General features: G+C 43.7%; 21 protein-coding genes. 7 read left to right on the top strand and 14 right to left on the bottom strand.

The window, feature by feature from the left end; translation table 11 throughout:
* Window positions 1-118: 118 nt before the first annotated feature.
* On the bottom strand, window positions 119-1,138 hold the full coding sequence (locus CVD23_RS12400; protein ID WP_374702638.1) for a CotS family spore coat protein: 1,020 nt from the start codon (window positions 1,136-1,138) through the stop codon (window positions 119-121).
* Between the two features lie 271 nt (window positions 1,139-1,409).
* Between CVD23_RS12400 and CVD23_RS12395 the strand changes: the two genes are divergently transcribed.
* From CVD23_RS12395 to CVD23_RS12380, 4 genes are all read left to right on the top strand, one after another.
* Window positions 1,410-2,558, top strand: a complete 1,149-nt coding sequence (locus CVD23_RS12395) for a glycosyltransferase family 4 protein (RefSeq protein ID WP_101666197.1) — start codon at window positions 1,410-1,412, stop codon at window positions 2,556-2,558.
* 11 nt (window positions 2,559-2,569) lie between these two features.
* The gene (locus CVD23_RS12390) at window positions 2,570-3,637 is read left to right on the top strand and encodes a CotS family spore coat protein (RefSeq protein ID WP_101577831.1); all 1,068 of its coding nucleotides are present in this window, start codon (window positions 2,570-2,572) and stop codon (window positions 3,635-3,637) included.
* Entirely contained in the window at window positions 3,630-4,091 is a 462-nt protein-coding gene (locus tag CVD23_RS12385) for a hypothetical protein (RefSeq protein ID WP_101666196.1), read from the top strand. The genes CVD23_RS12390 and CVD23_RS12385 overlap by 8 nt, the downstream gene beginning before the upstream one ends.
* Before the next feature lie 88 nt (window positions 4,092-4,179).
* A complete protein-coding gene (locus CVD23_RS12380; RefSeq protein ID WP_101666195.1) occupies window positions 4,180-4,743 on the top strand; it encodes a hypothetical protein in 564 nt (187 codons plus the stop codon).
* 99 nt (window positions 4,744-4,842) lie between these two features.
* Here CVD23_RS12380 and CVD23_RS12375 read toward each other — a convergent pair whose 3' ends face one another.
* From CVD23_RS12375 to CVD23_RS12365, 3 genes are read right to left on the bottom strand one after another with little or no spacing between them, the layout of a single operon-like run.
* Window positions 4,843-5,979 (bottom strand): glycosyltransferase family 4 protein, encoded by a 1,137-nt coding sequence (locus CVD23_RS12375; protein WP_101577828.1) that lies wholly within the window; start codon window positions 5,977-5,979, stop codon window positions 4,843-4,845.
* A complete protein-coding gene (locus tag CVD23_RS12370) occupies window positions 5,976-6,935 on the bottom strand; it encodes an NAD-dependent epimerase/dehydratase family protein (RefSeq protein ID WP_101577827.1) in 960 nt (319 codons plus the stop codon). Before CVD23_RS12370 ends, CVD23_RS12375 begins: the two co-directional genes overlap by 4 nt.
* A complete protein-coding gene (locus tag CVD23_RS12365) occupies window positions 6,932-8,221 on the bottom strand; it encodes a UDP-glucose dehydrogenase family protein (RefSeq protein ID WP_101577826.1) in 1,290 nt (429 codons plus the stop codon). Before CVD23_RS12365 ends, CVD23_RS12370 begins: the two co-directional genes overlap by 4 nt.
* 175 nt (window positions 8,222-8,396) lie before the next feature.
* On the opposite strand from CVD23_RS12365, the gene CVD23_RS12360 reads away from it, so the two are divergent.
* Window positions 8,397-9,212, top strand: coding sequence for a UTP--glucose-1-phosphate uridylyltransferase (locus tag CVD23_RS12360; RefSeq protein WP_101577825.1), 816 nt, complete (start codon window positions 8,397-8,399; stop codon window positions 9,210-9,212).
* Between the two features lie 93 nt (window positions 9,213-9,305).
* Window positions 9,306-9,545, top strand: a complete 240-nt coding sequence (locus tag CVD23_RS12355) for a hypothetical protein (protein ID WP_101577824.1) — start codon at window positions 9,306-9,308, stop codon at window positions 9,543-9,545.
* Between the two features lie 104 nt (window positions 9,546-9,649).
* On the opposite strand, the gene CVD23_RS12350 is transcribed toward CVD23_RS12355, so the two are convergent.
* The 8 genes from CVD23_RS12350 to CVD23_RS12315 all read right to left on the bottom strand — a co-directional run bounded on the left by CVD23_RS12350 (window position 9,650) and on the right by CVD23_RS12315 (window position 19,736).
* Window positions 9,650-10,426 carry an IclR family transcriptional regulator gene (locus CVD23_RS12350; protein ID WP_101577823.1) on the bottom strand — a complete coding sequence of 259 codons (777 nt, stop codon included), beginning with the start codon at window positions 10,424-10,426 and terminating at the stop codon, window positions 9,650-9,652.
* A gap of 88 nt (window positions 10,427-10,514) precedes the next feature.
* Complete coding sequence (locus CVD23_RS12345; RefSeq protein WP_101666194.1) at window positions 10,515-11,279, bottom strand: fumarylacetoacetate hydrolase family protein; 765 nt, start codon at window positions 11,277-11,279, stop codon at window positions 10,515-10,517.
* Between the two features lie 89 nt (window positions 11,280-11,368).
* Complete coding sequence (locus CVD23_RS12340; RefSeq protein WP_101577821.1) at window positions 11,369-13,543, bottom strand: malate synthase G; 2,175 nt, start codon at window positions 13,541-13,543, stop codon at window positions 11,369-11,371.
* Between the two features lie 194 nt (window positions 13,544-13,737).
* Window positions 13,738-15,195, bottom strand: a complete 1,458-nt coding sequence (locus CVD23_RS12335; RefSeq protein ID WP_101577820.1) for an FAD-linked oxidase C-terminal domain-containing protein — start codon at window positions 15,193-15,195, stop codon at window positions 13,738-13,740.
* Window positions 15,195-16,553, bottom strand: a complete 1,359-nt coding sequence (locus tag CVD23_RS12330) for a (Fe-S)-binding protein (RefSeq protein ID WP_101577819.1) — start codon at window positions 16,551-16,553, stop codon at window positions 15,195-15,197. Before CVD23_RS12330 ends, CVD23_RS12335 begins: the two co-directional genes overlap by 1 nt.
* Before the next feature lie 2 nt (window positions 16,554-16,555).
* Window positions 16,556-17,881: an FAD-binding oxidoreductase gene (locus CVD23_RS12325; protein WP_101577818.1), complete on the bottom strand. Its 1,326-nt coding sequence runs from the start codon at window positions 17,879-17,881 to the stop codon at window positions 16,556-16,558.
* Between the two features lie 108 nt (window positions 17,882-17,989).
* Window positions 17,990-18,676, bottom strand: coding sequence for a FadR/GntR family transcriptional regulator (locus CVD23_RS12320; RefSeq protein ID WP_101577817.1), 687 nt, complete (start codon window positions 18,674-18,676; stop codon window positions 17,990-17,992).
* A gap of 778 nt (window positions 18,677-19,454) precedes the next feature.
* Window positions 19,455-19,736 (bottom strand): hypothetical protein, encoded by a 282-nt coding sequence (locus tag CVD23_RS12315; protein ID WP_101577816.1) that lies wholly within the window; start codon window positions 19,734-19,736, stop codon window positions 19,455-19,457.
* 395 nt (window positions 19,737-20,131) lie between these two features.
* Between CVD23_RS12315 and CVD23_RS12310 the strand changes: the two genes are divergently transcribed.
* Window positions 20,132-21,433 carry a hypothetical protein gene (locus CVD23_RS12310; protein ID WP_101577815.1) on the top strand — a complete coding sequence of 434 codons (1,302 nt, stop codon included), beginning with the start codon at window positions 20,132-20,134 and terminating at the stop codon, window positions 21,431-21,433.
* Window positions 21,434-21,795: 362 nt separating this feature from the next.
* On the opposite strand, the gene CVD23_RS12305 is transcribed toward CVD23_RS12310, so the two are convergent.
* Window positions 21,796-22,797 (bottom strand): agmatinase family protein, encoded by a 1,002-nt coding sequence (locus CVD23_RS12305; RefSeq protein WP_101577814.1) that lies wholly within the window; start codon window positions 22,795-22,797, stop codon window positions 21,796-21,798.
* Entirely contained in the window at window positions 22,770-24,071 is a 1,302-nt protein-coding gene (hutI, locus tag CVD23_RS12300) for an imidazolonepropionase (RefSeq protein WP_180955652.1), read from the bottom strand. Before hutI ends, CVD23_RS12305 begins: the two co-directional genes overlap by 28 nt.
* Window positions 24,072-24,167: the final 96 nt, after the last annotated feature.

The raw sequence follows: 24,167 nt of genomic DNA, 5'->3' as shown, positions 1-24,167 counted from the left end.
GCTTTTTTCATAAAGATAGTGGAAATATCACTGTTGCCGACAGTTTTACAAAAACAAAAGAACCTTCCGTTTTTAGAAGGTTCAGATTGTGCAGATCGGGAACAGTTTCATGGGGATGTTATCCACCGATAAGGGTTTTTAAAGCTTTCGTTTTTATGCGCTCATACTCCATCGCCCCGCTCAGCTCTTCTGGAAGCATCACGGTCTTTCTTACATACCTTTCGCGGATGATATCATATAGCTCATACGGAAACAGCATATCAATAAACATAATTCTTTTTTGTTCTTCGGTTAACGGGGATACTGTCTCATATGCATCGATCATAATGTCAAAGGTTTCTTGATCCCACGCACCCGTTGTGTCGAGAAGTGGGATAATCATTTTTCTAAGGTCGCGAATCGGCAAATCAAACGAAACAGTATCAAGGTCAATCACCCAAATTTGCCCGTCATTTCCAAGAAGCGTGTTGCCGGTTCCATAGTCCTGATGGCAAAGATTAGGCGCCTTTTTTACATTTGCTGTCCACGACGGGTAATCCGATGCCAGCAGTTTCTTGTATATTTCTTTTCCGTCGGTAATAAATTCGTCGATTGCTTCCAAATAAAGCTGTGAAAAAGGATCTTCCGGAAAAGCCTTAGCATGAAGCCTCCACGTCTCCATATGCTGGCATCTTTTTACGTAATGATTGGGCCACCGACCCAGCTTTGTAAAAACGGGTACACCTTCGGGCGGCTTATATCCTACCGATGCGGTATGGAATTCAGCCAGCCCTTTCATAATAAATTGCAGATCTTCCTTGACTGTCAGCTCAAATGGTCTTCCTTCAATCCAATCATACACAACAAACAAAAACGGTCCGTATTTTGTAAAGAGCCCGCCATCCTTTGCAGGAATAATTCCCGGTACCCGAAATCCTTTTTTAGCCAGATAATTTTGCGCATTTATGGAAAAGAGAGCTTTTTTTTCAGGCCTGTGAATTCGTTTTAAACAGATAGCACCATCGGAAGTGTGAATTTTCCAGACGAGTGCCATCTGTCCTCCTTGAATCAATTCTATCGAAGTTATGGGGATATCCCAGAATTGCATCATTGATTCAGCAAGTTTGGTGAGTTTTTCTTGTTCTTCTACTGTCAAAATGGCTTCACCATTTTGTTCATTATTCCCATGATGATCCTGTTCATTTTCCAAAATTGTTCACCATCCTCTTCCCTTCTTATTACATAAAGTATGGCAAATCCCTATTCTTGCCCCGGCCGTACAACTATTTTTTTGAATTTTGCCTTCGTTTTGTGGTTTCTGCCCTTTTTTATTTTCTTAAATGTGATTAACTCACCTTGCACTGACAATCCCCGTATCATAATAGAAACATAAATCCTTTCGTCCATATCAGCGAGAATGGAGGTAACAAATGAAAATTGCTCTCGTTGCAACAGAAAAACTTCCTGTTCCAGCTATCAGGGGTGGAGCAATTCAAATTTATCTGGACTCGGTCGCATCCTACATTGGCAAAACCGAGAATGTCACTGTGATCTCGATTAAAGACCCAGATCTTCCCGAGTCAGAGAAACGTTCAAACGTTGAGTATATTCGCTTCGACGAACACCGATATTTGGAAGAAGTCACCCGCCGCGTCAGTCAGGTGCACTACGATGTTGTCCATTTATGCAACCGGCCTGCCTGGTTGACGCAGCTAGCAGAAGCTGCCCCGAAGACAAAATTCATTTTAAGTGTTCACAATGAAATGTTCGCACCGGATAAATTATCCGATCAGGAAGGTAAACAGTGTATTTCAGCTGCATCTAAAATTATTACCGTTAGTGATTACATTGGAAAAACAATTACATCAAGGTTTAAGCAAGCCCAAGTAAAAACGAAGACGGTTTATTCTGGTGTAGATCTTGGAGAATACCAGCCGAAATGGAGCTCTGAAGGGGCTAAAACCTACGAACGGGTCAGAAGTGAGTTAGGGTTGGCCGGAAAAAAGGTGATCCTTTTTGTTGGACGTCTCAGTAAAGTAAAAGGGCCGCATATTCTGCTGCAAGCCCTCCCGCATATCATTGAGAACCATCGCGATGCCATGCTTGTTTTTGTCGGGTCAAAATGGTTTGGAGATGATGACATAAACAATTATGTAAAGCATCTTTATACACTGGGGGCCTTGTATCCAGATAACGTGACCTTTATCAAATTTGTGAAACCGCGAGACATTCCGGGACTGTACGCAATGTCCGATGTGTTCGTCTGTTCTTCGCAATGGCAGGAACCGCTGGCACGCGTCCATTATGAAGCCATGGCTGCGGGGCTTCCGATAATAACAAGCAACAGAGGCGGCAATCCGGAGGTAATTGATGAAGGGAAGAATGGATACATCATCGATGACTTCGAAAATCCTGAAGCGTATGCTTTTCGATTAAATCAGTTATTAGCCGATTCAAAAAAGCGCCACCTTCTTGGAAAAAATGGACGGGCAAAAGTACAAGCAGGCTTTGGATGGCAAACGGTCGCAAATAATCTTTTGCGCGTTTACCAGCAAGCCAACAAACATTTTGATAAGTAAGGGTGAGTTATATGGAAGAACCGAACCATTTGTATGACAGTTATCTCAAAAGTGTGCTGGACCACTACCCTTTTGATGCGGAAGAAATTGTCCTCCTCTCTAACAAGAGCGGCCGGATGACCTGGGAAATCAGCACCGCCGAGGGAGTAAAAGTCTTAAAGCAAGCCGAAATGAATCCGAGGAGAATGCTCTATATAGCAGATGCCCACAATCATCTGTATGAAAATGGCTTGCCGATCGTTCCAATTCAAAAAACGACAAATGGCGCTTCATGCCTGGGAATCGGCAACCATGCGTTTGTTATGTACGATAAAGCCGATGGCAACGAAATGACGTACTACAGTAAAGAGCATCTTGCCCAGGCAATGAAGTTTGCTGCTTTATTTTATCAGGCCTCGAAAGGTTATATCCCCGTACAGGAAAGCAAAAAGCGGGCAAGGCTCAATAAATGGCAAAAACTTTACAGATGGAAACTCCAGGAACTCGAAGGTCATAAAAAAATTGCTCAATCACTGCCGGAAGACCCCTTCTCAATCTTGTTCCTCGAACACGCAGACCAAATGCTTGAACGCGGTTGGAATGCCTTAAGGGAGTTGGAAAACGCCCCATTTCTTAACAGCACTGAAAAAGCCTTAATGGAAGGTGGTTTCTGCCAGCAAGACTTTACTTTTGCCCGTTTAATTGAAGTCGACGGTAAAGCCTATATGAAGGAAATGCATTCTATTACACAGGACCTTCCGACAAGAGATATACGGGTGCTCCTAAATAAAGTGATGAAAAAAATGTCGATCTGGGACCATGATTTAGCTATTCATATGCTAAGTTCCTATGACGAGGCCAACCCGTTAACTGAAGATCAATACCGGGTGTTATGGACAGACTTATCCTTCCCGCATCTTTTTTGTTCGATCATTCATAAATATTATCTTGGCCAAAAGCGCTCCTGGTCAGACGAGAAATATATATGGGCTTTGCAGAACATTACCACCGTTGAAGCATCTAAAAGTCAACTCCTTCATAACTTTGCAGAAACCTTTAGCCAAATAAAAAGAATGAGCGGGGGAAAGAAAAATGGCTAACAAACGAAGCACCTACAGCTTTCCAAAGCTGGAATTATCTAATTTTTCTTTCTCTCCCCCCGGACCAATGGGATGGAGTTTTTCGCAATACGAGAAAATTCTTGAAAAACCGGCTGATATTCTAAATAGCAGCCTGAAAAGATCTACGGGCTTTGAAACATTGCTGGAAGGTCAGAAAATTATTGAATATCCATCCAACCCAGCATATAAACCAGTTGCCCGCGTAAAAAGCCTCAACTTGAAAGCGGAGCCGGAGCCGGAGCTTGGACTATATACTGAGCCTGAACCTGACGATACTGACCTCCCCGATGAAAGTTCTATTGAGCTTATCGAACAAATTTCAGATGAGGAGTCTATCGAAGAGGTTGAGGAAGTCCGTCCAAAAATAAAAATCAGGTTCATCATTAACGATGCAAACACTGCTGCCTGGATTCCACCTAAACTTTGGCGATAACAGCACAAATTCCGATGCGGTGAAGAACGCAGGCAGCAAGATCAGCATATTCTGACATAAAAGTCATTCACATTTAGGAGGGAAACAAATGAGATATAGAGAGGAAAACAACTATGAAATGGAGCTTGAAGAGGAAAGTTACGAATCAAGCGAGGTAACAGAGAGTGAAGAAGCTGAGGACGAAGAATTTAGCAATGCGGAAGAAAATAATGAGTTAAGCTGGGACGAAGCAGACGAGGAAACTGAAGATGAAGAATCCAGCTGTAATTCAAATGAAGAAGAGGATGAAGAATCCAGCAGTGACTCAGATGAAGAAGGCGAGGATGAGGAATCCAGCAGTGACTCAGATGAAGAAAGCGATAATGAGCAATCCAGCAGTGACTCAGATGAAGAAAGCGAGGATGAGGAATCCAGCAGTGACTCAGATGAAGAAAGCGATGATGAGCAATCCAGCGACAATTCAACTGAAGAAAGCGATGATGACGAATCCAGCGACAATTCAACTGAAGAAAGCGATGATGACGAATCCAGCGACAATTCAGGCGATGAGCAGAAATCTGAACTAGATAACGACGATGAAAATGAAGAATCCAGCAATGAATCAAGTGAGGATACAGAAGAAGAATCGAATGACGATGAAACAGAAGGCTGATTAATTGTTCATATAAAGACCCTCAACAATTTTCAAATGCATAAATAGAACAGCCCAGGAGAATGATGATGCTCCTGGGCTGTCCTATTTGATCTAACTTTAATGCAGAGCGTCCATATAAACCTTTTCAAGCCGTTCAAAGACATGCTTATAAGTGAAATTCAATTCAACCAGCTTTCGGCCTGCCTTTACATACTTAATTGCTTCCAGTCGATTGGAAAACAGATAATCAATAGCCTCGGCAAACCGGTCAGGATTTTGATAATCATCAATAACGATCCCGTTAAACCCATTGATAATGATTTCAGAATTGCCGCCGCGATTCGTGGTGATAACCGGTATGCCAGCTGCCATCGCTTCGTAATGTACTCTCGCCAGCGGCTCATTCCATTGCGAGCTGCAAACAAAAACGTCAGCCATTAAGAAAATCTCGGGTATTTTTTCGGGGGGAATAAATTTAGTGAAAATAATATACTCTCCTAAAGGCTCAGCAAGTTCGTGCAGCATTCTCACATAAGAATTTACTTGATTATCGCTAAACCATTTCCCTCCTGCAATGACAAGGACAACATCACCGTTTTCAATTAAAAGCTTTTCCAATGCATGGATTAATAGATGGGGTCCTTTATTTTTGCTTAGCCTGCCCGCAAATAAAATTATTTTTTCCCCACTGACATTGTATGTTTCCCTGATTCGTGCCCTTATTGCAGCCCCCTCTTTTGTCCAGACAGGGGGGTAACTTGAAAGGTCAACTCCAGAATAAACAACATCGATCTTTCCTTCTCCTTCCGGAAACCGGGCTAAAATTTTATCCTTAATATAATGGCTTACAGCAGTGATTCTTGCAGCATAATTGATTGCATCCTTTCCATCAGCATATGATAGCTTTTTCTCGGAAAACATATCGTTATGAAGGCTTAAAACGATTTTGCTGTAAGGGCATGCTAACTGATATAGCTTTACATTTCGAGGCCTGTTGAAGATATGGATGAGATCAAATTGATGATGCTTCAGCTCTGTGGCAACACTTTCACGATAGTTTTTTCTTGGAAAGCGGATATACTCGATTTGTCCATTTTTTTCATAAGCTGGCAGCTCCTCATCGGCAACTGAAAAAACCGTTACCTCATGTTTTTCCTGCAAATACGGGATCACCCCGTCAATCATCATTTGGATGGCCCCGCCTTTCACTGCCGGGGATGGGAGTTTTTCCGTACACACATACCCTATCTTCATAGTGAACCATCTCTATATCTCGTTAAAAAATATTGATACTCCTGCTCAAGTCCATCCTGTAAAGTGGTTAGCGGATTATATTGCAGCAATGTCTTCGCCCTCGAAATGTCTGCCCATGTATGTCTCGGTTCCCCGGAAGGCTGATTTAAAAAGACGAGCTTTGCTTTCTTTCCGGATATTTCTTCTAGAGACGAAATAATTTCTAAAACAGATGAACGTTCTTTCCCGCCAATATTAATCGTCTCACCAATCATATTGTCTTTTTTGATAACAGCAGCTGTTGCCCTGGCACAGTCGTTTATATAAGTAAAATCCCTCGTTTGCATGCCATCACCATACACGGTCAGCGGCTCGCCTCTAATCAGCTGATGGATGAACCGGTTAAAAGCCATATCCGGCCTTTGCCGCGGTCCATACACTGTAAAATAACGGAGAATCACAGTCGGGATCTGATAAAATTGTTGATAAACTCTGCACAAATGCTCGCCGCCGAGTTTCGTGATTCCATATGGGGACAGTGGGCTTGGCATATGGTCTTCGCCGACTCTCCCCTCCATTTCGCCATAAATTGATGATGTCGACGCATAGACAAATTTTTCGATTTTTGTGTCTTTACATGCCTCCAATAGCCGCTGAGTCGCGAGAATATTATGATCAGTGTACTCGCTGAATTTCTCTCCCCAGCTTGAACGCACTCCGGGAATCGCTGCAAGATGATACACGACATCTGCTTCTGCAACAACGTTTTCCAATTTCATCGTCAACAGGTTATCCTTAATCAGTTTAAATTTATCGTGATGATTCAACGGTTTTATATTATCCTCTTTTAAAGCGGCCGGCGTTGGCCCAATAAAACAGTCAATACCGGTCACTTTTTCAACTTCTTGCTTATTTACAAGCAATTCACATAAATGCGATCCAATAAAACCAGCTGCTCCAGTAATAAGAACCTTCATCCAGTGCCAACTCCTATACAATGAAATCCAAGCTTCTCAAGCGAATTCGAGTCAAGGCAGTTTCGGCCATCGACAATCAATGTTCCTTTCATCTGCTCTTTGACCCGGCGCCAGTCAAGCTTCTTAAATTCGGGCCATTCTGTCGCAACAACAAGGAAATCTGCCTCATGTACACAATCGGCTATGCTTTTTACCTGTACAGCTTTGCCAGTTAAATGATCCGGCAGTAGCGCTTTTGGATCATAGGCTTGAACATGGCACCCCTTCTCGAGCAGCTTTGCAATGAAGGCGACTGCCTTTGAATATCTTGTATCATCCGTATTTGGCTTAAATGATATTCCGAGCACTGCTGCCCTTTTTCCATTGAGCCCCTTTAAAGCAGTTTTCATTTTTTTTATATACAATTCTAATTGCGTATCATTCACAGTTTGTACTGCCTCTAAAATACTCGCGGTTATTTCTTTAGAAACGGCTGCATATTGAAGCGCCTCTAAATCCTTAGGAAAGCATGATCCGCCAAAGCCGATTCCGGCTTGAAGAAAATCCGCACCGATTCTGCGGTCCATGCCAATCCCTTTTGCTACATCGCGGACATCAGCTCCGTAAGCTTCACAAATTCTTGCCATTTCATTTATAAAGGAGACTTTCATCGCTAAAAACGCGTTGTTCGCATATTTGATCATTTCTGCCCCTGTAAGTGTAGTTGCGATAAACGGTGCATCAATTCCTTTGTAGATCGCTTTTAAAATTTGCAGCGATTTCGTATCGGTTTTCTGCAATCCGGCCACTGTTTTGTCAGCATGGAACATATCGTAAACGGCAGAGCCTTCTCTTAAAAATTCAGGATTAGAAACGACGGCAAAAAGGTCGCGTTCCACTCCTTTGTCGAGCAACATTTCGACTATATACTCATTTGTCCCAGGCGGCACGGTGCTTTTTGTGATGATTGTTTTATAGGAGGCAATATTTTTTGCGACATCGTCGATTACAGCCTGAATGTAACGTAAATCCGGTGCTCCTCCTTTTGCGGAGGGTGTTCCAACTGCAATAATAATCACTTCGCACTCGGAAATCGCTTTGTCGCTGTCTGTCGTGAATTTTATGTTTCTTTCATTTTTTATGATCAATTCTTCCAATCCCGGTTCAAAAATAGGAAGCTCCTGACCTTGAAGCTGCTTGATCTTCATAAAATTTTTATCCACACATATTAAATTGTGGCCTAATTCCGCAAGAACAGCTGTTGTTGTAAGCCCGACGTATCCTGCCCCAAGCACACAAATTTTCAATCGAATCCCCTCCACCCACCAATACATTGATATATTGTATTACTGGACAAGAAGGCTGTGTGCCTTTTATAAAGCCCAAAGTTCCAAGCTCAACATTTATATTTCGAAAAAAGTTTTCGAACAGAACCTTAATGAATAATATGTTAAAAACGATTTTTCAAAGGGGAAAATGGCCTTGATAAGAAAAGCGATCATACCTGCAGCAGGATATGGAACACGGAGTCTCCCAATTACAAAAGTGATTCCAAAAGAAATGTTTCCTGTCGGTGTCAAGCCTGCAATCCATTATGTTGTTGATGAAGCGTTCCGCTCCGGTGTTGACCAAATTTTAATTGTTGTCTCGAAAAGAAAAAATTTAATTGTTGATTATTTTGATCATTCGCTTGAGCTTGAAGCGTTTTTAGAAAGGGAAAATAAACAGCATCTCCTTGACCAATATACAATTCCTGATGGCGAAATTTACTACACAAGGCAGCCTTATGCGAAAGGTTTGGGAGATGCAATCAGGATCGGGGAAAAATTTATTGGGGATGAGCCTTTTGCCGTTCTTCTGCCGGATGACATCATACTTGAAAAGGGAACTCCCGGGCTGAAACAGCTTATCGACGATTATACCCGATTTCGTTCGAGCATCATCGGCTTAAATAAAGTGGAACCACATTTACTATCTAGCTATGGAGTCGTAAAAGGAACGGAAATAGAGGCAGGAACATACAAGCTTGACGATATTGTTGAAAAGCCGAAACAAAATCCCCCTTCTAATCTAGCCGTGCTTGGCAGATACATTTTTACTCCGGCTATTTTCAGGCATCTTGCAAAGCTTACTCCCGGTGCAGGCGGTGAAATCCAGTTGACAGATGCCATCAAATCTCTTCTCAAAAGTGAAAAATGCCTGGGGAAAATCATTGCGGGCCAGCGCTTTGATATAGGTTCAAATAAAGAATACATTAAACTCCAAAACTTGATCGGGAACAGCCCTGCATCGCTTTAGATCAGGTGTTCCTTATTTCCTTTTTTTACCAGTTTTCCACGGGATGAAAAGGGTAAATTTCATATATGTCATGTAAAATAGGAGATGATATTGATGACAGGCAAAGATAATAAGCTACCGAATTCAAAGAAGAATATGGACCATCCCGAACAATATCCAACTGAAAACGAAAGTTTATTTGACCGCTTTGAAAGCGAAAAAAACGTCGACCCAATCCCAATGGAAGATTTAAAGCAGGAACAGCGTGAAGAAAAAGAACATCATAAAACAAAGCAAAATTCATCGACCGAGGAAAAATATAAAGCAGACTATCGCGTTGACAAATTAGAGTAGCTTCGCAGCTTTTTTGGGCGAGTACCTGATATATAAAAACAGCTTCCTTACCGAAACATAAGGGAAGCTGTCTACTGTATTCGACTATATTCCAGCAAAACCTATTAACTAATTTTACTGACAAATCCAAGCCGTGCCGAAATTCGCCGGCCTGTTTCCAGCATTCTAACCTTCAGCTCTTCAAGCCGTTCGTCGGCCATTCGCATCGTTGGCCCGGAGATACTGACAGCGGCAATGACTCGCCCCAAATGGTCAAAGATTGGCACTGCGATACAGGTGATTCCATACTCATTTTCTTCCAGATCAAGGGCATAGCCATTTTGCTTTACTTCGACCAGTTCCTTGAGAAACGGTTCCTTATCTGTAATCGTTTTGTTTGTATGTGCAGGCATTCCTTTGCGGTTGAGAATATCGATAACAACATTTGAAGGCAAATGAGCGAGGATCGCTTTTCCAACTGAGGTGCAATGCATCGGGGCTCTCTTGCCAACCTTCGAATGCATTCGAAGCGTTTCATTTCCTTCTAATTTCTCAATGTAGACAACTTCACCTTGATCATAAACGACAAGATGAATTACCTCGTTTGTGTCAGTTTCTAGTTCCTGTAAATAAGGTTTTGCTTCGGCTCTGAGGTCAATTGACTCAAGCAGCTTCGAGCTCACTTCTAGAAACTTGTACCCCAGCTTATAGCGGCCCGTTTCCGAATCCTGCTCCACATATCCGTATTGGACAAGTGTGGACAGGATACGGTATACAGAGCTTTTATTAATGTCGATCTGTTTAGCAATCTCGGTAACGCCGAGGCCGCCTTTTTTTGAACTGACAAGGGTAACAATATCCAGGGCGCGGCTCACTGATTTAACCATATTCTCTCGTTCCACGATTACTCACCTCTAGTGCGAAGCTTTCTTGCAAACATTATAGCACAAACACCGCAAGGCTTTTCGCAGCCTATTGGCAAGTTCCTTCTCATTCTTTTACAGCGACAAATGTATTCTGCAGCATCCCAATTTCTTTTATCTCGCAGTGGATGACATCTCCTGCTTTGACGAACTCGGCTCCCACCGGACTGCCTGTTAAAATCACATCTCCCGGTTTTAATGTCATAACGTTTGTAAGATAGGAAATCATTTTCCGAATCGGTACAATCATTAGCTCTGTTGCACTGTTTTGTTTTTCAACATTGTTCAACTTTGCTTCAACCCTGACAGAAAAAGGGTCAAGTTCGGTTTCAATCACCGGCCCCAACGGTGTAAACGCGTCAAACGATTTACCAATCGTCCAATGGCCGTCACGGTGAAAAAATTGCGGCGCTGTCACATCGTTGCCAACTGTATACCCAAATACATAATCCAATACAGCGGACTCGGGTACATTCTTTGCTTCTTTCCCGATCACAACGGCTAATTCGGATTCGAATTTTACTTCATCAATCCCTGCTGGTATCATGATTTCCTCATCTGGACCGATAACCGATGAGGTTGGTTTAAAGAAAAATACAGGTATTTCCGGCAGCTCATTTGGAAGTTCATCGACTTTTCTTACATAGTTCGCACCGATTCCGATAATTTGATTCGGAATTAACGGGGCAAGAAGCTGGACATCTTTTTTGGAAAAGGTAGTACCTGTGTATTCCCATTCGCCAAACATATCACCGCTAATTTCGCTGATTACGTCTTCTTTGAGCACTCCTGTATAAACGGTAGAATTGACTGCAAATCTAGTAAACTTCATCATTAAGCTCCTATCCAAGTTCAAGATTATAATTTAATTGGCAAGACAGGGCATTCTAAGCGAATAGAATGCCCTGTTATATTTTAAATCTACTGGTTTACTGCAAACTTGGCCTTCGCTTCGATTCGGCGGCGGTGCAAGATTGGTTCAGTATAGCCGTTCGGCTGTTCATAGCCCTTAAAGACTAAATCACATGCTGCCTGAAATGCTACAGAGCTGTCATAGCCTGGAGCCATTGGCCGGTATTCCGGATCACCGCTGTTTTGTTTATCGACTACCTTTGCCATCCGCTGCAAAGTTTCCAATACTTGTTCTTTCGTACAAATTCCGTGGTGAAGCCAGTTGGCGACATGCTGGCTGGAAATACGCAGTGTGGCCCGGTCTTCCATGAGCCCGACATTGTTGATATCTGGTACTTTGGAGCAGCCAATTCCCTGCTCCACCCAGCGGACAACATAACCGAGAATTCCCTGGGCATTGTTATCCAGTTCCTGCTGAATTTCATCTTTGCTCCACTGAGGATTTTTTTCGACCGGTATTTGCAAAATATCATTCCGCAGGTCGCGGTTTTCTTTCATTAGTTCGTTTTGCACTTTTCTTACATCTACTTGATGATAGTGGAGTGCATGCAAGGTGGCTGCAGTTGGTGAAGGAACCCACGCTGTATTCGCACCAGCTTGTAAATGTCCGATTTTTTGTTTAAGCATTTCATCCATCATGTCCGGCATTGCCCACATTCCTTTGCCAACCTGGGCCCGGCCCTGAAAACCGCTTGACAATCCAGTGATTACATTTGACTTTTCATAGCCTTGCAGCCACTTTGAAGATTTCATTTCATTCTTTCGAATCATTGGGCCTGCTTCCATCGAAGTGTGAATTTCATCGCCGGTACGATCGAGGAAACCGGTGTTGATAAAGACGATCCGTTCTTTCACCTCGCGAATACAAGCTTTCAAGTTCAATGTAGTTCGGCGTTCCTCATCCATCACACCGATTTTCAGCGTATTCCGTTCAAGGCCAAGCATATCTTCAACCCTGTCAAACAACTGATTGGCAAAAGCGACTTCTTCCGAGCCGTGCATTTTCGGTTTAACGATATAAACCGATCCTTTAGAAGAGTTTTGATATGGACCGTTACCCAATAGAGAATGCTTGGCAAGCAAGCTCGTAATCACTGTATCGAGAATCCCCTCCTGGATCTCGGATCCATCCTGATCAAGAACCGCATTATTGGTCATCAAGTGACCAACGTTGCGGACAAACATCAATGAACGACCAGATAAAGTAAATTCCTCTCCAGCAGGGGAGAAATAATGACGATCAGGATTTAAGGAACGCGTCATTAATTTATTTCCTTTTTTGAAGGTAGCCGCTAGATCTCCCCTCATTAAGCCAAGCCAATTGCGGTATACGAGTACCTTATCCTCAGCGTCAACAGCCGTTACTGAGTCCTCGCAATCCATAATTGTCGTCAGCGCCGCCTCGATAAGAAGGTCTTTCACACCAGCCTGATCTGTTTTGCCGATTGGGTGGTTGCGGTCGATTTGAATTTCAATGTGGAGCCCGTTATTTTTTAGCAAAACGGCTGATGGGTTTTCCTGATCTCCCTGATAGCCTGCCAGCTTTTCTTCATCTTTTAGCCCCGTTGTTTGGCCATCTTTAAGCGAAGCGGATAATTTTCCGGCAACAATCGCATAGCGAGTGACATCCCGATGTGATGCTATTGCCAGCGGTGCCGCCTCGTCAAGAAAGTTTTTGGCAAATGAAATGACCTTCCCGCCGCGGACTGGATTATAGGCTCCGCCCAGCGTAGCGCCAGCTTCTTCACTAATCGCATCCGTTCCATAAAGGGCATCGTACAAGCTTCCCCAGCGGGCATTGGCAGCGTTAATCGCATAACGGCCGTTATTGACCGGGACAACCAATTGCGGTCCGGCTTGAACAGCGACTTCGTCATCAACCTGTGATGTTGTAATCTGGAAATCTTCCGGTTCAGGTTCCAGGTAGCCAATTTCCTCTAAAAAGGCTTTATATTGATCAAAATCAAGATTATTTTCGCGATGCAAGCGATTAATTTTAGCCTGGATCTGATCGCGACGGGCCAATAATTCCCTGTTTTTTGGAGTCAAATCGCGAACCAGTGATTCCAAGTCGGACCAAAATTGCTGCTGGTCGACACCGCTTCCCGGCAGGGCCTCTGAATTAATAAACTCATAGAAAACGCGAGCTACCTGTAGATTGCCTGTTTTTACATAGTTCGTCATTGAATGCTTCCTCCTTTACATCGATCGAGACAGCGCTTTCAAACAAACAGTAGCTTTATATTGTAAAAAAGAAAACCAACCTACTAACTATCTGTTTGTTATTACGAAACACCGTTTCAAACTTTCTTTAAAAAAAGAATATCATGGAACCTTTCTGTATTTCAATATTTTTCTTAAAATTTGTTCAATTTAAATTATGAGCTCGCTGCTGCTTTCATTTCCGTCTTTATTTCGACACAGAGCGCCGGGGATGGGAACAACTTGCCGGCATTTAAGAGATTATCAGGATTAAATACTTGGCGAATATCTGTCTGTGCTTTAATTTCAGTTTCGCTAAAAACAAAGCGCATTTCCTCTCTTTTTTCAATTCCAACGCCGTGTTCACCTGTAATCGTCCCGCCGGCATCTGCGCACGCTTGCAGACATGCACTGCCAGCTTCAAGCGCCTTTTCTGTTTCACCAGGTTTTCTTGCATCAAAAAGAACAAGCGGATGCAAATTTCCGTCTCCGGCGTGAAAAATATTGGCAATACGCAGACCTGTTTCTCCACTGATCTTATTGATTTTGCTTAATACTTCCGGCAGCTTGCTGCGCGGAATCACTCCGTCCTGCACCAGATAATCTGGCGATATTGCCCCCATTGCGCCAAATCCGGTTTTGCGATTGGCCCACCATTGCGCCCTTTCCAATTCATCGCGGGCGGCTCGTACCTCACGTACGTTCCTGTTTCTGCATACTTCAAGAATCTGGTGGATTTGCTCGTCGATGCCAGCAGAAATTCCATCAACCTCGATCAGCAATAACGCGGCAATGTCTTTCGGGTGCCCGACAGGAAAGGCAGCTGCTTCGACAGCTTCGATTGCTGTTTTATCCATCATTTCAAGAGCAGCTGGTACGATACCTGCCGAGATAATATCGGAAACAGCCTGGCTTCCGTCTGATACTCGATCAAAATAAGCGAGAACCGTTTGTTTGGCTTCCGGATTTTTCAAAATCCGCACGGTTATTTTTGTGACGATCCCCAGCGTCCCTTCCGACCCCGTTAACAGCCCGAGCAGATCGTATCCAGGTGTATCCAGAATTCCATTATGACCCAGTTCAATGATCTCCCCGTTTGGCAGGACTACCTCCAGTCCGAGAATATGATTGGTCGTCACCCCGTACTTTAAACAATGTGCCCCACCGGCATTTTCAGCAACATTTCCGCCAATTGTGCAGCAGTACTGGCTTGATGGATCCGGCGCATAATAATACCCTTTATCAGAGATCGAATTCGTCAGCTTTAAGTTCACAAATCCGGGTTCAACTACTGCGCGCCGATTCTCCAGGTCCACACTTAGCAGCCGTTTCATTCGAACAAGGCTAATAATGACCTCGCCATTGATCGGGATCGCTCCGCCGCTTAAACCCGTACCAGCCCCCCGCGCGAGAAAAGGCAATTGGTGTTGTGAGCAGTACTTAACAAGCTTTGCCACTTCCTGTGTATCCTTTGGAAAAACGACCGCTTTCGGCAAATGCTTAAGAATCGTAAAGCCATCGCAATCGTAGGCGAGCAGATCCTCTTTATGGTAAAGGATTGAACGGCTGTCACCGACAATGCTTGCCAACCCTTGAATGTGAGGATCGTTTGTTTTTAACCCTTTAACAGCCATTACTTTTCCCCCTCAAGATCCGCTTCTTTTTGATAAGCCCAATCAAGCAGCTGGACAGTATGGACAACTTTTTGATCCCTGCCGTACTTTTGGACTCCAATTGCCATTTGCAGCATACAACCCGGGTTCCCCATTGAAATCATCTCCACGTCGGCAGGAACATTCTCCATTTTGCTTTCGAGGACGGCACCCGCCATGTCAGGATTGGTTATATTGTAAATGCCTGCACTGCCGCAGCAGCGGTCTGCATTCGGCATATGGACCATGTCGACACCAGGAATATCGAGCAGAATGCTGCGCGGTTCCGTACGTACTCCCTGGCCGTGTGCAAGGTGACATGCATCATGGTAGGTGATCCTTGCATTGATGGCTGCTTTTGGTTTCTCATACCCGGTATCATGAAGATATTTTGCGATATCTTCAACCTTGGCAGAAAACTCTTCGGCTTTCTCATGCCATGCCGGGTCTTCCCTGAACAGCTCGGGATACTCCTTGAGCATGCAACCGCAACCGGCCGCATTAACAATCACTTTATTGGAATCTTTGAAAGCCTCGATGTTTTGTTTTGCCAGCTTTCTCCCGGTTTCCCTGTCGCCTGCATGGACATGGAGCGCCCCACAGCATGTTTGCTGGTTCGGGATCGTTACATCGCTTCCATTCCGCGTTAAAACGTTAATCGTTGCTTGATTAATATCACTGAACATAACATCCATAACGCAGCCCGTTAAAAAGGCCACTTCATTCTTTGTTTCGCCGTTCGCTTTAATGACGCTGTCATTTTTGTATTTTTTACGGACCGGCTCTTTTATTTCCGGCATGATCGCTTCCATTTCGACTAAATGCCGGGGCATTACATTGATCAGCTTCGTTTTTCGAACAGCCTTTTGCAGACCGCTTTTTTGGTAAAATTCCAGCAGGCGTCCGAAAGAATTTAAGCGGTTATGATGGGGGAATAAACCTTGCAGAAAAAATTTGCTGACCGTACCTTTCCAGCCTGTTAACGGCATCGCCTGGCGAATTTGTCCGCGCGCCTCTTCGATCAGGCCGCCCACATCAACATCAGCAGGACAAGCGGTTGTACAGGCGCGGCAATCCAGACAAGCAAAAACCGGGTCCATAAAGTGCTCATTCACCTCGAGCTTTCCTTCCGCCACTGATTTAATCAAGTGAACACGTCCCCGCGGTGAGTGCTGCTCCTGGCCGGTTAGTTCATAGGTTGGACACGATTCTAAACACATGCCACAGTGAACACAATCCGCCCATTTATTTTCATCAGGATGATCGCTCCAAAGGTAATTGCTTAAGCTTTTTGATGTACAAGCCGGGTCCTGCTTTAAATCAAACTCTCTTAAACTCACTTTCATATCCCTCCCAAGAACCGATTCGGATTGAGAACTCTGTTCGGATCAATCTTTTCTTTTATTCCTTCCAACAGGAAGAAATATGGTGGCTTATCACCCCAAACATTGACTTGCTGGCGGAGAGCAAAAGGCAAATGTTTCACAACAACATAGCCGCGCAGTTTTGATACATGGTCTCTTAGATGACCAATAGCAGCAACAACTTCTTCGTTTGTCCCGCGCAAATTTACGTGGCACAGTCCATGTCCGAACCCGCCATGCGCTTCGATTTTCAGATTGAAAGAGTCCTGCAACAGCTCGCTTTCTTTGATGACGTTAAGAACATCAAGATTGACTACACCGATTTTCAAAACGGCTTCTATGTCTTCACCAGCGAGGTCGCGTGTTCCATTCGGGGCGATCGCAGAAAACTGATCCCAAAATGCCCGTGCTGCTGATTGTTGAAGTACGTCAAGATCTGTACGTGCCGGCTGGATGCTTTTGATAAAATTTTCTTGATAATAAACAGAGCTTTCAACGTCCTCCAGACCGATTGCCAGCGTGTATTGCTGGCGCCCGTTTAGCCTGGCTGATAAAGAGGGGTTTAATAGTTCAAGTGTGACGGGCTCCATCGTTGAATCGAGCAGGCGAATCACAAATTGCCGAATCTCTTCATCACTTCCATTTGGAAAGGAAATGAGAATCAGACTTTCGAATTTTGCAATTGGACGGAGTTTTACAGTCACTTCTGAAACAACGCCAAGCGTCCCCATTGCACCAATAAATAGTTTGTTCATATCATAGCCGGCGACATTTTTTACAACCTTGCCCCCTGTGCGGATAATCGACCCATCTGGATAGACAATGCGAAGTCCGATAACTGCATCCCGGGCAGATCCATAGCCAAGCCGCTTAGGACCGCTTTCATTTGCAGCAATAATACCGCCAATCGTTGCAAGTTCAGGCGATGCCGGGTCGAGCGCAATTTTTTGGTTATAAGGCTGTAAAAAATCCTGTAATTCCGTGAATGTAGTACCTGCTTTAACGGTCAAGGTCATGTCGCCAACCGTATGCTCGACAACCCCTTTATAATTTGCTAAAGAAAGGAGAATGTCGCAAGCTTTTGTTAAGCCGCCAAACCCTCTTTTCGTGCCGCCGCCCTCAATAGCCACTGTTGTCCGATGATCATTTGCATACTTTAAAACAGCTGAGATTTCTTCCTCTGAAATCGGAAAAATGTGCAATTGTCCGTTATTTCCTAAATAATTACAGGGACTCGCAGCCACGATTATTCGTTCCTCTGGTAAAATCGTTCGCAATTCCGTTAAAAGTTCTGCAGTAACCAAGTCTCACACCTCCTGTTGTTTTGTAGTAACAAACAATGTTTTCTACCAGTCACAGAAAAAGACATTTTTTCGCCTGGTAATCTCCTTGGTTTACAGTCCTGTTGATGGTCAGGTGAATTTTCTTTTCAAAAGTTCATGTTCAACAAAGTCCAAATGCCGGATCATGAGCCGATTGGATGCATCACGATTTTGCGCTTTAATCGCTTCATAAATTTGTTTATGCTGTTTTTTGATTTTAATTACAGTTGCTGGATTCGTTTCAATATGATGATGAAAATCGATCATTGCTTTTTTCGTCGTTGCAGAAATCATTTGCAGCAACTCAATCAATATTTCATTGCCGGCGGATTTAGCAATCGCAATATGAAATTGGTAATCAGCTTCCCATTCACTGGCTGCTTGATTGAATATCGCATCTTCCATCTTGTGCAAATTCTCACTGGAACGATTTGAAGCAGCCAGTTCAGCAATACCCGGTTCCAATAATTTTCTTACCTCGAACAGTTTACCAATTTCATAGTTACTTGGGATTGCCACCTGATGGTTGAATAATTTCGCCGTCTCGAATTCACAAATATAAGTACCTTCCCCCTGCTTCACAAAAACAGTCCCTTTTCCCTTAAGCGTAGTAATCGCGTCGCGGACTGCCGAGCGGCCCACGCCGAACAAATCACATAGCTCGCGGACGGAAGGAAGTTTTTCGCCCGCTTGAAACTCACCTGAGTCAATCAGCTTTTCAATTCCTTCCACAACTAATTCAGAGACTTTCTTTGTTGGTATTTTTTCTACATTCACAACCCTCGACCCCATTCCTTTCACATATCACATATCAGATATGTTACCGCTTACAATTTATTAAAACATCTTTGATGTTTATTTTCAATCAATATTTAGAATTTACTAAATAATTTGAAATTATTTTCACTGTTTAAATACACTCGAATACAGCTTCTTTGATATTTTTTAAACACCAATTAATTCTAAAATGACGCGGATATGTTCCGCTAATAAGTCTTTGTTCAAATCTGCCAACATTTGTGTTCCTTTAAAAGAAATTTTAAAAAATCGATTATAAAAGCGGTTTACTTTTACGCAGCTTCGGGTATAAAACCAGTAGCTTTTAAAAATATATGACCATTTTCCTATAATGATCGGGAAAATAATTGTGGGGAAAAAGGAATCATGTTATTCTTATCTAGAATAGGACTTTTTACATAATTAGGAGTTTTCTATCTATGGTTACAGAGTATGATCATTTACTTTATATTAAGGAAATTGGAAATTTATTGGACGAATATAAAAAGTGCGATGATCCAAATATCCAACAGCATATTTATAAAGATATCGTTCTTTTGTGCGAGGTATTAGTAGATAACTAAGCGGTGGATTCTGGAATTTACGGGCGATCGGGCAAGTTGAAAGCCATTTGGCGACCTATTTAATTGTGCAGGGCAAATTGGATGAACCACGAGGACGATTATCTTGCACTGCGTCCGAATTACTATGGGACAGAGGCTAAGCCATGAACAATTGTTCATGGCTCAGTTTCTGTCTTATTTTATATGATCCTGTTTTACTGCATTTGGCCATATTGCTGTTGCTGAAGCTGACGGGCCATCAATTCAATTTGCTGACATAATTGAGTAGCATTTTGCTCAGCAAGAGCTAGATACTGGAGTTGGCTGGTTACTCCATCTTGTGGATAAGTTTGCAATTGCATACCTGTTTGTGCCTGCATTTGCTGAAGTTGTTGGGCATTACGCTGTTCTTGGTACTGTAACTGGCGGGCAATCTGTTGAATTTGTTGCAGCTGGAGCTGCGCTTGTTGAGCTGCTTGTTGAATTCGCTGATGCATTTTTAATTCCTCCATAACTGTTGTGTAATAAGCATCCAAAAGATAGCATGATCTATATTCAAAAAACTTATGCAAAAATATTCAGGACGATTATCAGGTGAAATGTCTCGATATATTTGAAAAACTAGCCCTTTACGAAATACCTAAAAGGCTAGCCGAATTAGACATTAGAATGATAACAATACATTTAATGAAAATAAAATATGACGAGCATTTTTAAAACAAATATATGACTCTGTCCGCAAGATCGGTTTCTTTCGGTAAAAAGTAAATGTTTTGTAAGAAACGTAATTTCAAAATGATAATGTCGAAAAAAATAAAAAAAAAACGGTATAAAAAATAAAATAAAACGAATTCTATAGTTGTTGCTTAACACAATTCAAGGAGGAATGAGAATGTATCAAGCAGCAAGACAAGGACAATTCGGTGGCGGCGCTATGGGACAAACCATGATGGGTGGAACCATGATGGATGGAACTATGATGGGAGCTACTCGCCCTCAGCAAGCCATATTCCAACCGGGCTTCGCCGGTACTAATGCCAATCAGGTGAGACAGGATATCTTTGGAGGCATGACGGGGGATGGTTTCACCCAGCAAGCTGTTGGTATGCAAGGTGGGATGATGGCTGGTGGCATGCAAGATGGCTTATATCCGATAAGACGCGGCATGCAAGGTACGCCTCAACAAGCTGGAAATGTGCAATCAGTCCTTCAGCCAGGATTCGGAACGAATCCTCAGCAGGTGAGACAGGATATCGCCCGGGATTTAGCCTACGGAACCCAGCAGCAGCAAGGTGGTATGATGGCTGGCGGAATGCAAGGTGGTATGATGGCTAGCGGAATGCAAGGTGGCATGATGGCTGGCGGAATGATGGACGGTACATCCATGATGGCCGGCGGCATGCAAGATGGCTTATATCCGATAAGACGTGGCATGCAAGGTACGCCACAAATGGCTCAAAATGCTCAATCAGTCCTTCAGCCGGGATTCGGAACAAATCCTCAGCAGGTGAGACAGGATATCTCCAGGGATTTAGCCTATGGAAGCCAGCAGCAGCAAGGTGGGATGGCTGGCGGAATGCAAGGCGGACTGATGGCTGGCGGAATGATGGATGGTGCCTCCATGATGACGGGGGGTATGCAGGGCGGAATGATGGCTGGCGGATTGATGGACGGTTCAGCACCGATCAGACGCGGCATGCAAGGTACGCAACAGATGGCTCAAAATGCTCAATCAATCTTTCAGCCGGGATTCGGAACGAATCCACAGCAGGTCAGACAGGATATCGCCCGGGATTTGGCCTATGGAGGCCAGCAACAGCAGGGTGGCATGATGACAGGCGGCATGATGGATGGTTCAACCATGATGGCTGGCGGCATGATGGACGGTGCGTCCATGATGGCAGGTGGCATGCAAGGTGGGATGATGGCAGGTGGAATGATGGATGGGAGCATGATGGCTGGCGGCATGATGGACGGTTCAGCACCGATCAGACGCGGTATGCAAGCTTCACAACAAATGGCTCGAAACCCTCAATCAGTACTTCAGCCAAATTTCGGAACAAATCCTATGCAAGTAAGACAGGATATCGCCCGGGATTTAGCCTACGGAAACCAGCAGCAACAAGGTGCCGGCCAGCAGATGACCAGCTTACAAGCAGGGATGTTAGGTGCAGGCCAAGGCAGCTTATCGTAGTTTGCCGGCCAGTTAGTATTTCTATAGCAACAGCCCTCTTTGGAGGGCTGTTGTTATTTTACTTGACCGGGCCACGGGCATAACGGGAGCTAAAGAAATGGGCCAATAGCAGCGAGTTTTTTGTCTGAATTAAATCTGCTTAATATTTCCGCGCAAGGATGATGGATGTTGATTGGTGAATTTTCTTATAGTTTTTAAGTCGTTTCACGAACTGAGTAATTGTCACAATGTAAGAAGCTAAACCGAAAAACGAATGAAGTTGTCTACACTAAACGGGAGTATGCCGTAGGAAACGAATTATACTATCTTAATTTTAAATAATTGTTCGTTTTTCAATTAAAGGATTGTTTTATGAACTTCATTCATCTATTAATTCTTTGTTTATAACCCGTTAAAAAGGAAAGCATTGTATGGACTGCTGTTTTCACCGTTATTTCTTGATGGTCTTTGTAAGGATCAACACATACAATGTCAAACACTTTCACTTTAGAACATTTTCCTGCTAAATAAACAGCCTCAAACAGCTCGGTACTAAGCATTCCGCCCGGTGTAGATGCCGGCACTCCAGGCCCGAAACTCATATCCAGGACATCCATATCAACCGTAACGTAGATCGTATCAACTTTGGTGCTGAGTTTCTCCAATGCTTCTTTTATTGTAGTTTCGATCCCATGTTTTCGGGCAATTCGCATCGTTGTGTAGTTTAATCCAACTTCGTCAGCATACTGTTTTAAGGACCTGGCATTAAAAAACCCGTGCAATCCAATATTGTACACATCTTCTCCTTTGACCGTACAACTTTCAATTAAATTACGAATTGGAGTGCCATTGCTCGGTCCGTTGTCTTCCAAATCCCTTAAATCGAAATGAGTATCTAGCTGAAGAATACCAATCCGCTCATTAATATGAACTTCTTTCCATCCTTTTACCAGCATCGCTGTGATTGAGTGGTCACCACCGATCACGACAGGGAGCAGTTCTGGATGATGGATTTGCATACTGATCATCGCTTCTCTTATATTGTTATGGCACACCCTTATGTCAGTCACATGCTGGCGAACATCACCAAGATCCACTACGTTTAAACCGGAAAGATCCTCATCATGATCCAGGTTGTAAGTCGTAAAGTATTTCCAGGCTCTGCGTAGAGCGTCCGGATTTTCACTTGCAGCGGAGGCCGAGATAGAAGATCGCGATAATGGCACTCCGAGGATGGCAACATCATAAACGGTCCAGTTCACTTTCTCAGCGTCCTCCGAATTAAGTGTTCTGATCCATTCGTTTACTCTCGGCTCATGAATAACTGCGCTTCTATCCCAAGAAAAAGCAGGCCGTTTTAGCTGTGGATACGGGTATTGCTGCAAACCAATCTCCCTCCCTTAACGACCACTTCGCCATTTTTGAGGACCGTATGCACATGGTTGATGCCATACCGATATTGAAGTGATACGTAGTTTGGCACATCAAAAATGGTGATGTCAGCCTTTTTTCCTGTCTCGATACTGCCGATTACTTTACCTTTATTAATCGCATGTGCAGCATTAATGGTGGCTGCTGTAAGTACTTCAGCAGGAGTCATGCCCATTTTCATGCAGCCAAGATTCATGATAAGAGGCATTGCAACCGTTGGTGATGAACCGGGATTACAGTCAGTCGATAAGGCGACAGGTACACCTGCATTGATCATTTTTCGCCCGTTGGCCGACTCCTCCATCAGGAAGAATGCTGTTCCTGGTAAAAGAACGGCAATGACGCCCTTTTCGGCCAGTGCTGCAATTCCTTTATCCGATGCCTTTAACAGATGGTCGGCAGATATCGCACCAATCGATGCCGCCAGTTCTGCACCTCCATATGGTTCAATTTCATCGGCGTGGATTTTAGGAAGCAGACCATGTTCAAGTCCCGCCTTAAGTATGAGCTTTGACTGCTCAGGTGTAAAAACACCGCGTTCGCAAAATACGTCGTTAAACTCTGCAAGCTTTCGCCGCGCTACTTCAGGGATCATCTCGTACATGATGTGATTGACAAAATCCTCAGGGTTTTCCCTGTACTCAGACGGGACAGCGTGCGCACCCATAAACGTTCGGACAATATCGATCGGATGGTTTTCATGAAGAGCTTTGGCTACTTCCAATTGCTTTATTTCGTGCTCCAATGAAAGGCCGTAGCCGCTTTTTGCTTCTATGGTAGTTACACCGTGCAGCAAGAACTGATCAAGACGCTTTTTGCTTTCATTAAAAAGCGTATTGTGGCTTGCTTCCCTGGTGACGGCCGTCGTAGCATGGATTCCTCCGTCGCTATTCATAATTTCCATATAGGTCGCACCGTGCAGACGCATGTTAAACTCATTTTCACGGCTTCCGCAATAAACAACATGGGTATGCGGGTCAACTAACCCCGGGGTAACAAGCTTCCTGGAAGCATCAATCGTTTCCGCTTCACTTAGCCGGTCATTGAAAGCCTCAGCCACAACTTCATCTTTCCCAACAAATTGGATGACACCATCTTCAAGCCAAACACTGCCGTTTTCGATAACATGGAGTTGTTCCATTTGTTTTCCAGTCAGTGGTGCATCACTGCTTCCTTTTAATGTGACCAGTTGGTCGGCGTTACGAATAAATACTGGTTTATTGATCATGTCGTTTCCCCTCTCACAAAGTTGGCTAAATAGGTTCCGTTTAACTAATACGCATAGCTATTTATTCAGCACTAGTTGTATTAAACTTTTGCTAAA

It is taken from the genome of Bacillus sp. V33-4, from assembly GCF_002860225.1.
Classification (GTDB): domain Bacteria; phylum Bacillota; class Bacilli; order Bacillales; family Cytobacillaceae; genus Bacillus_BJ; species Bacillus_BJ canaveralius.
This window is presented reverse-complemented; position numbering and strand designations above follow the sequence as displayed.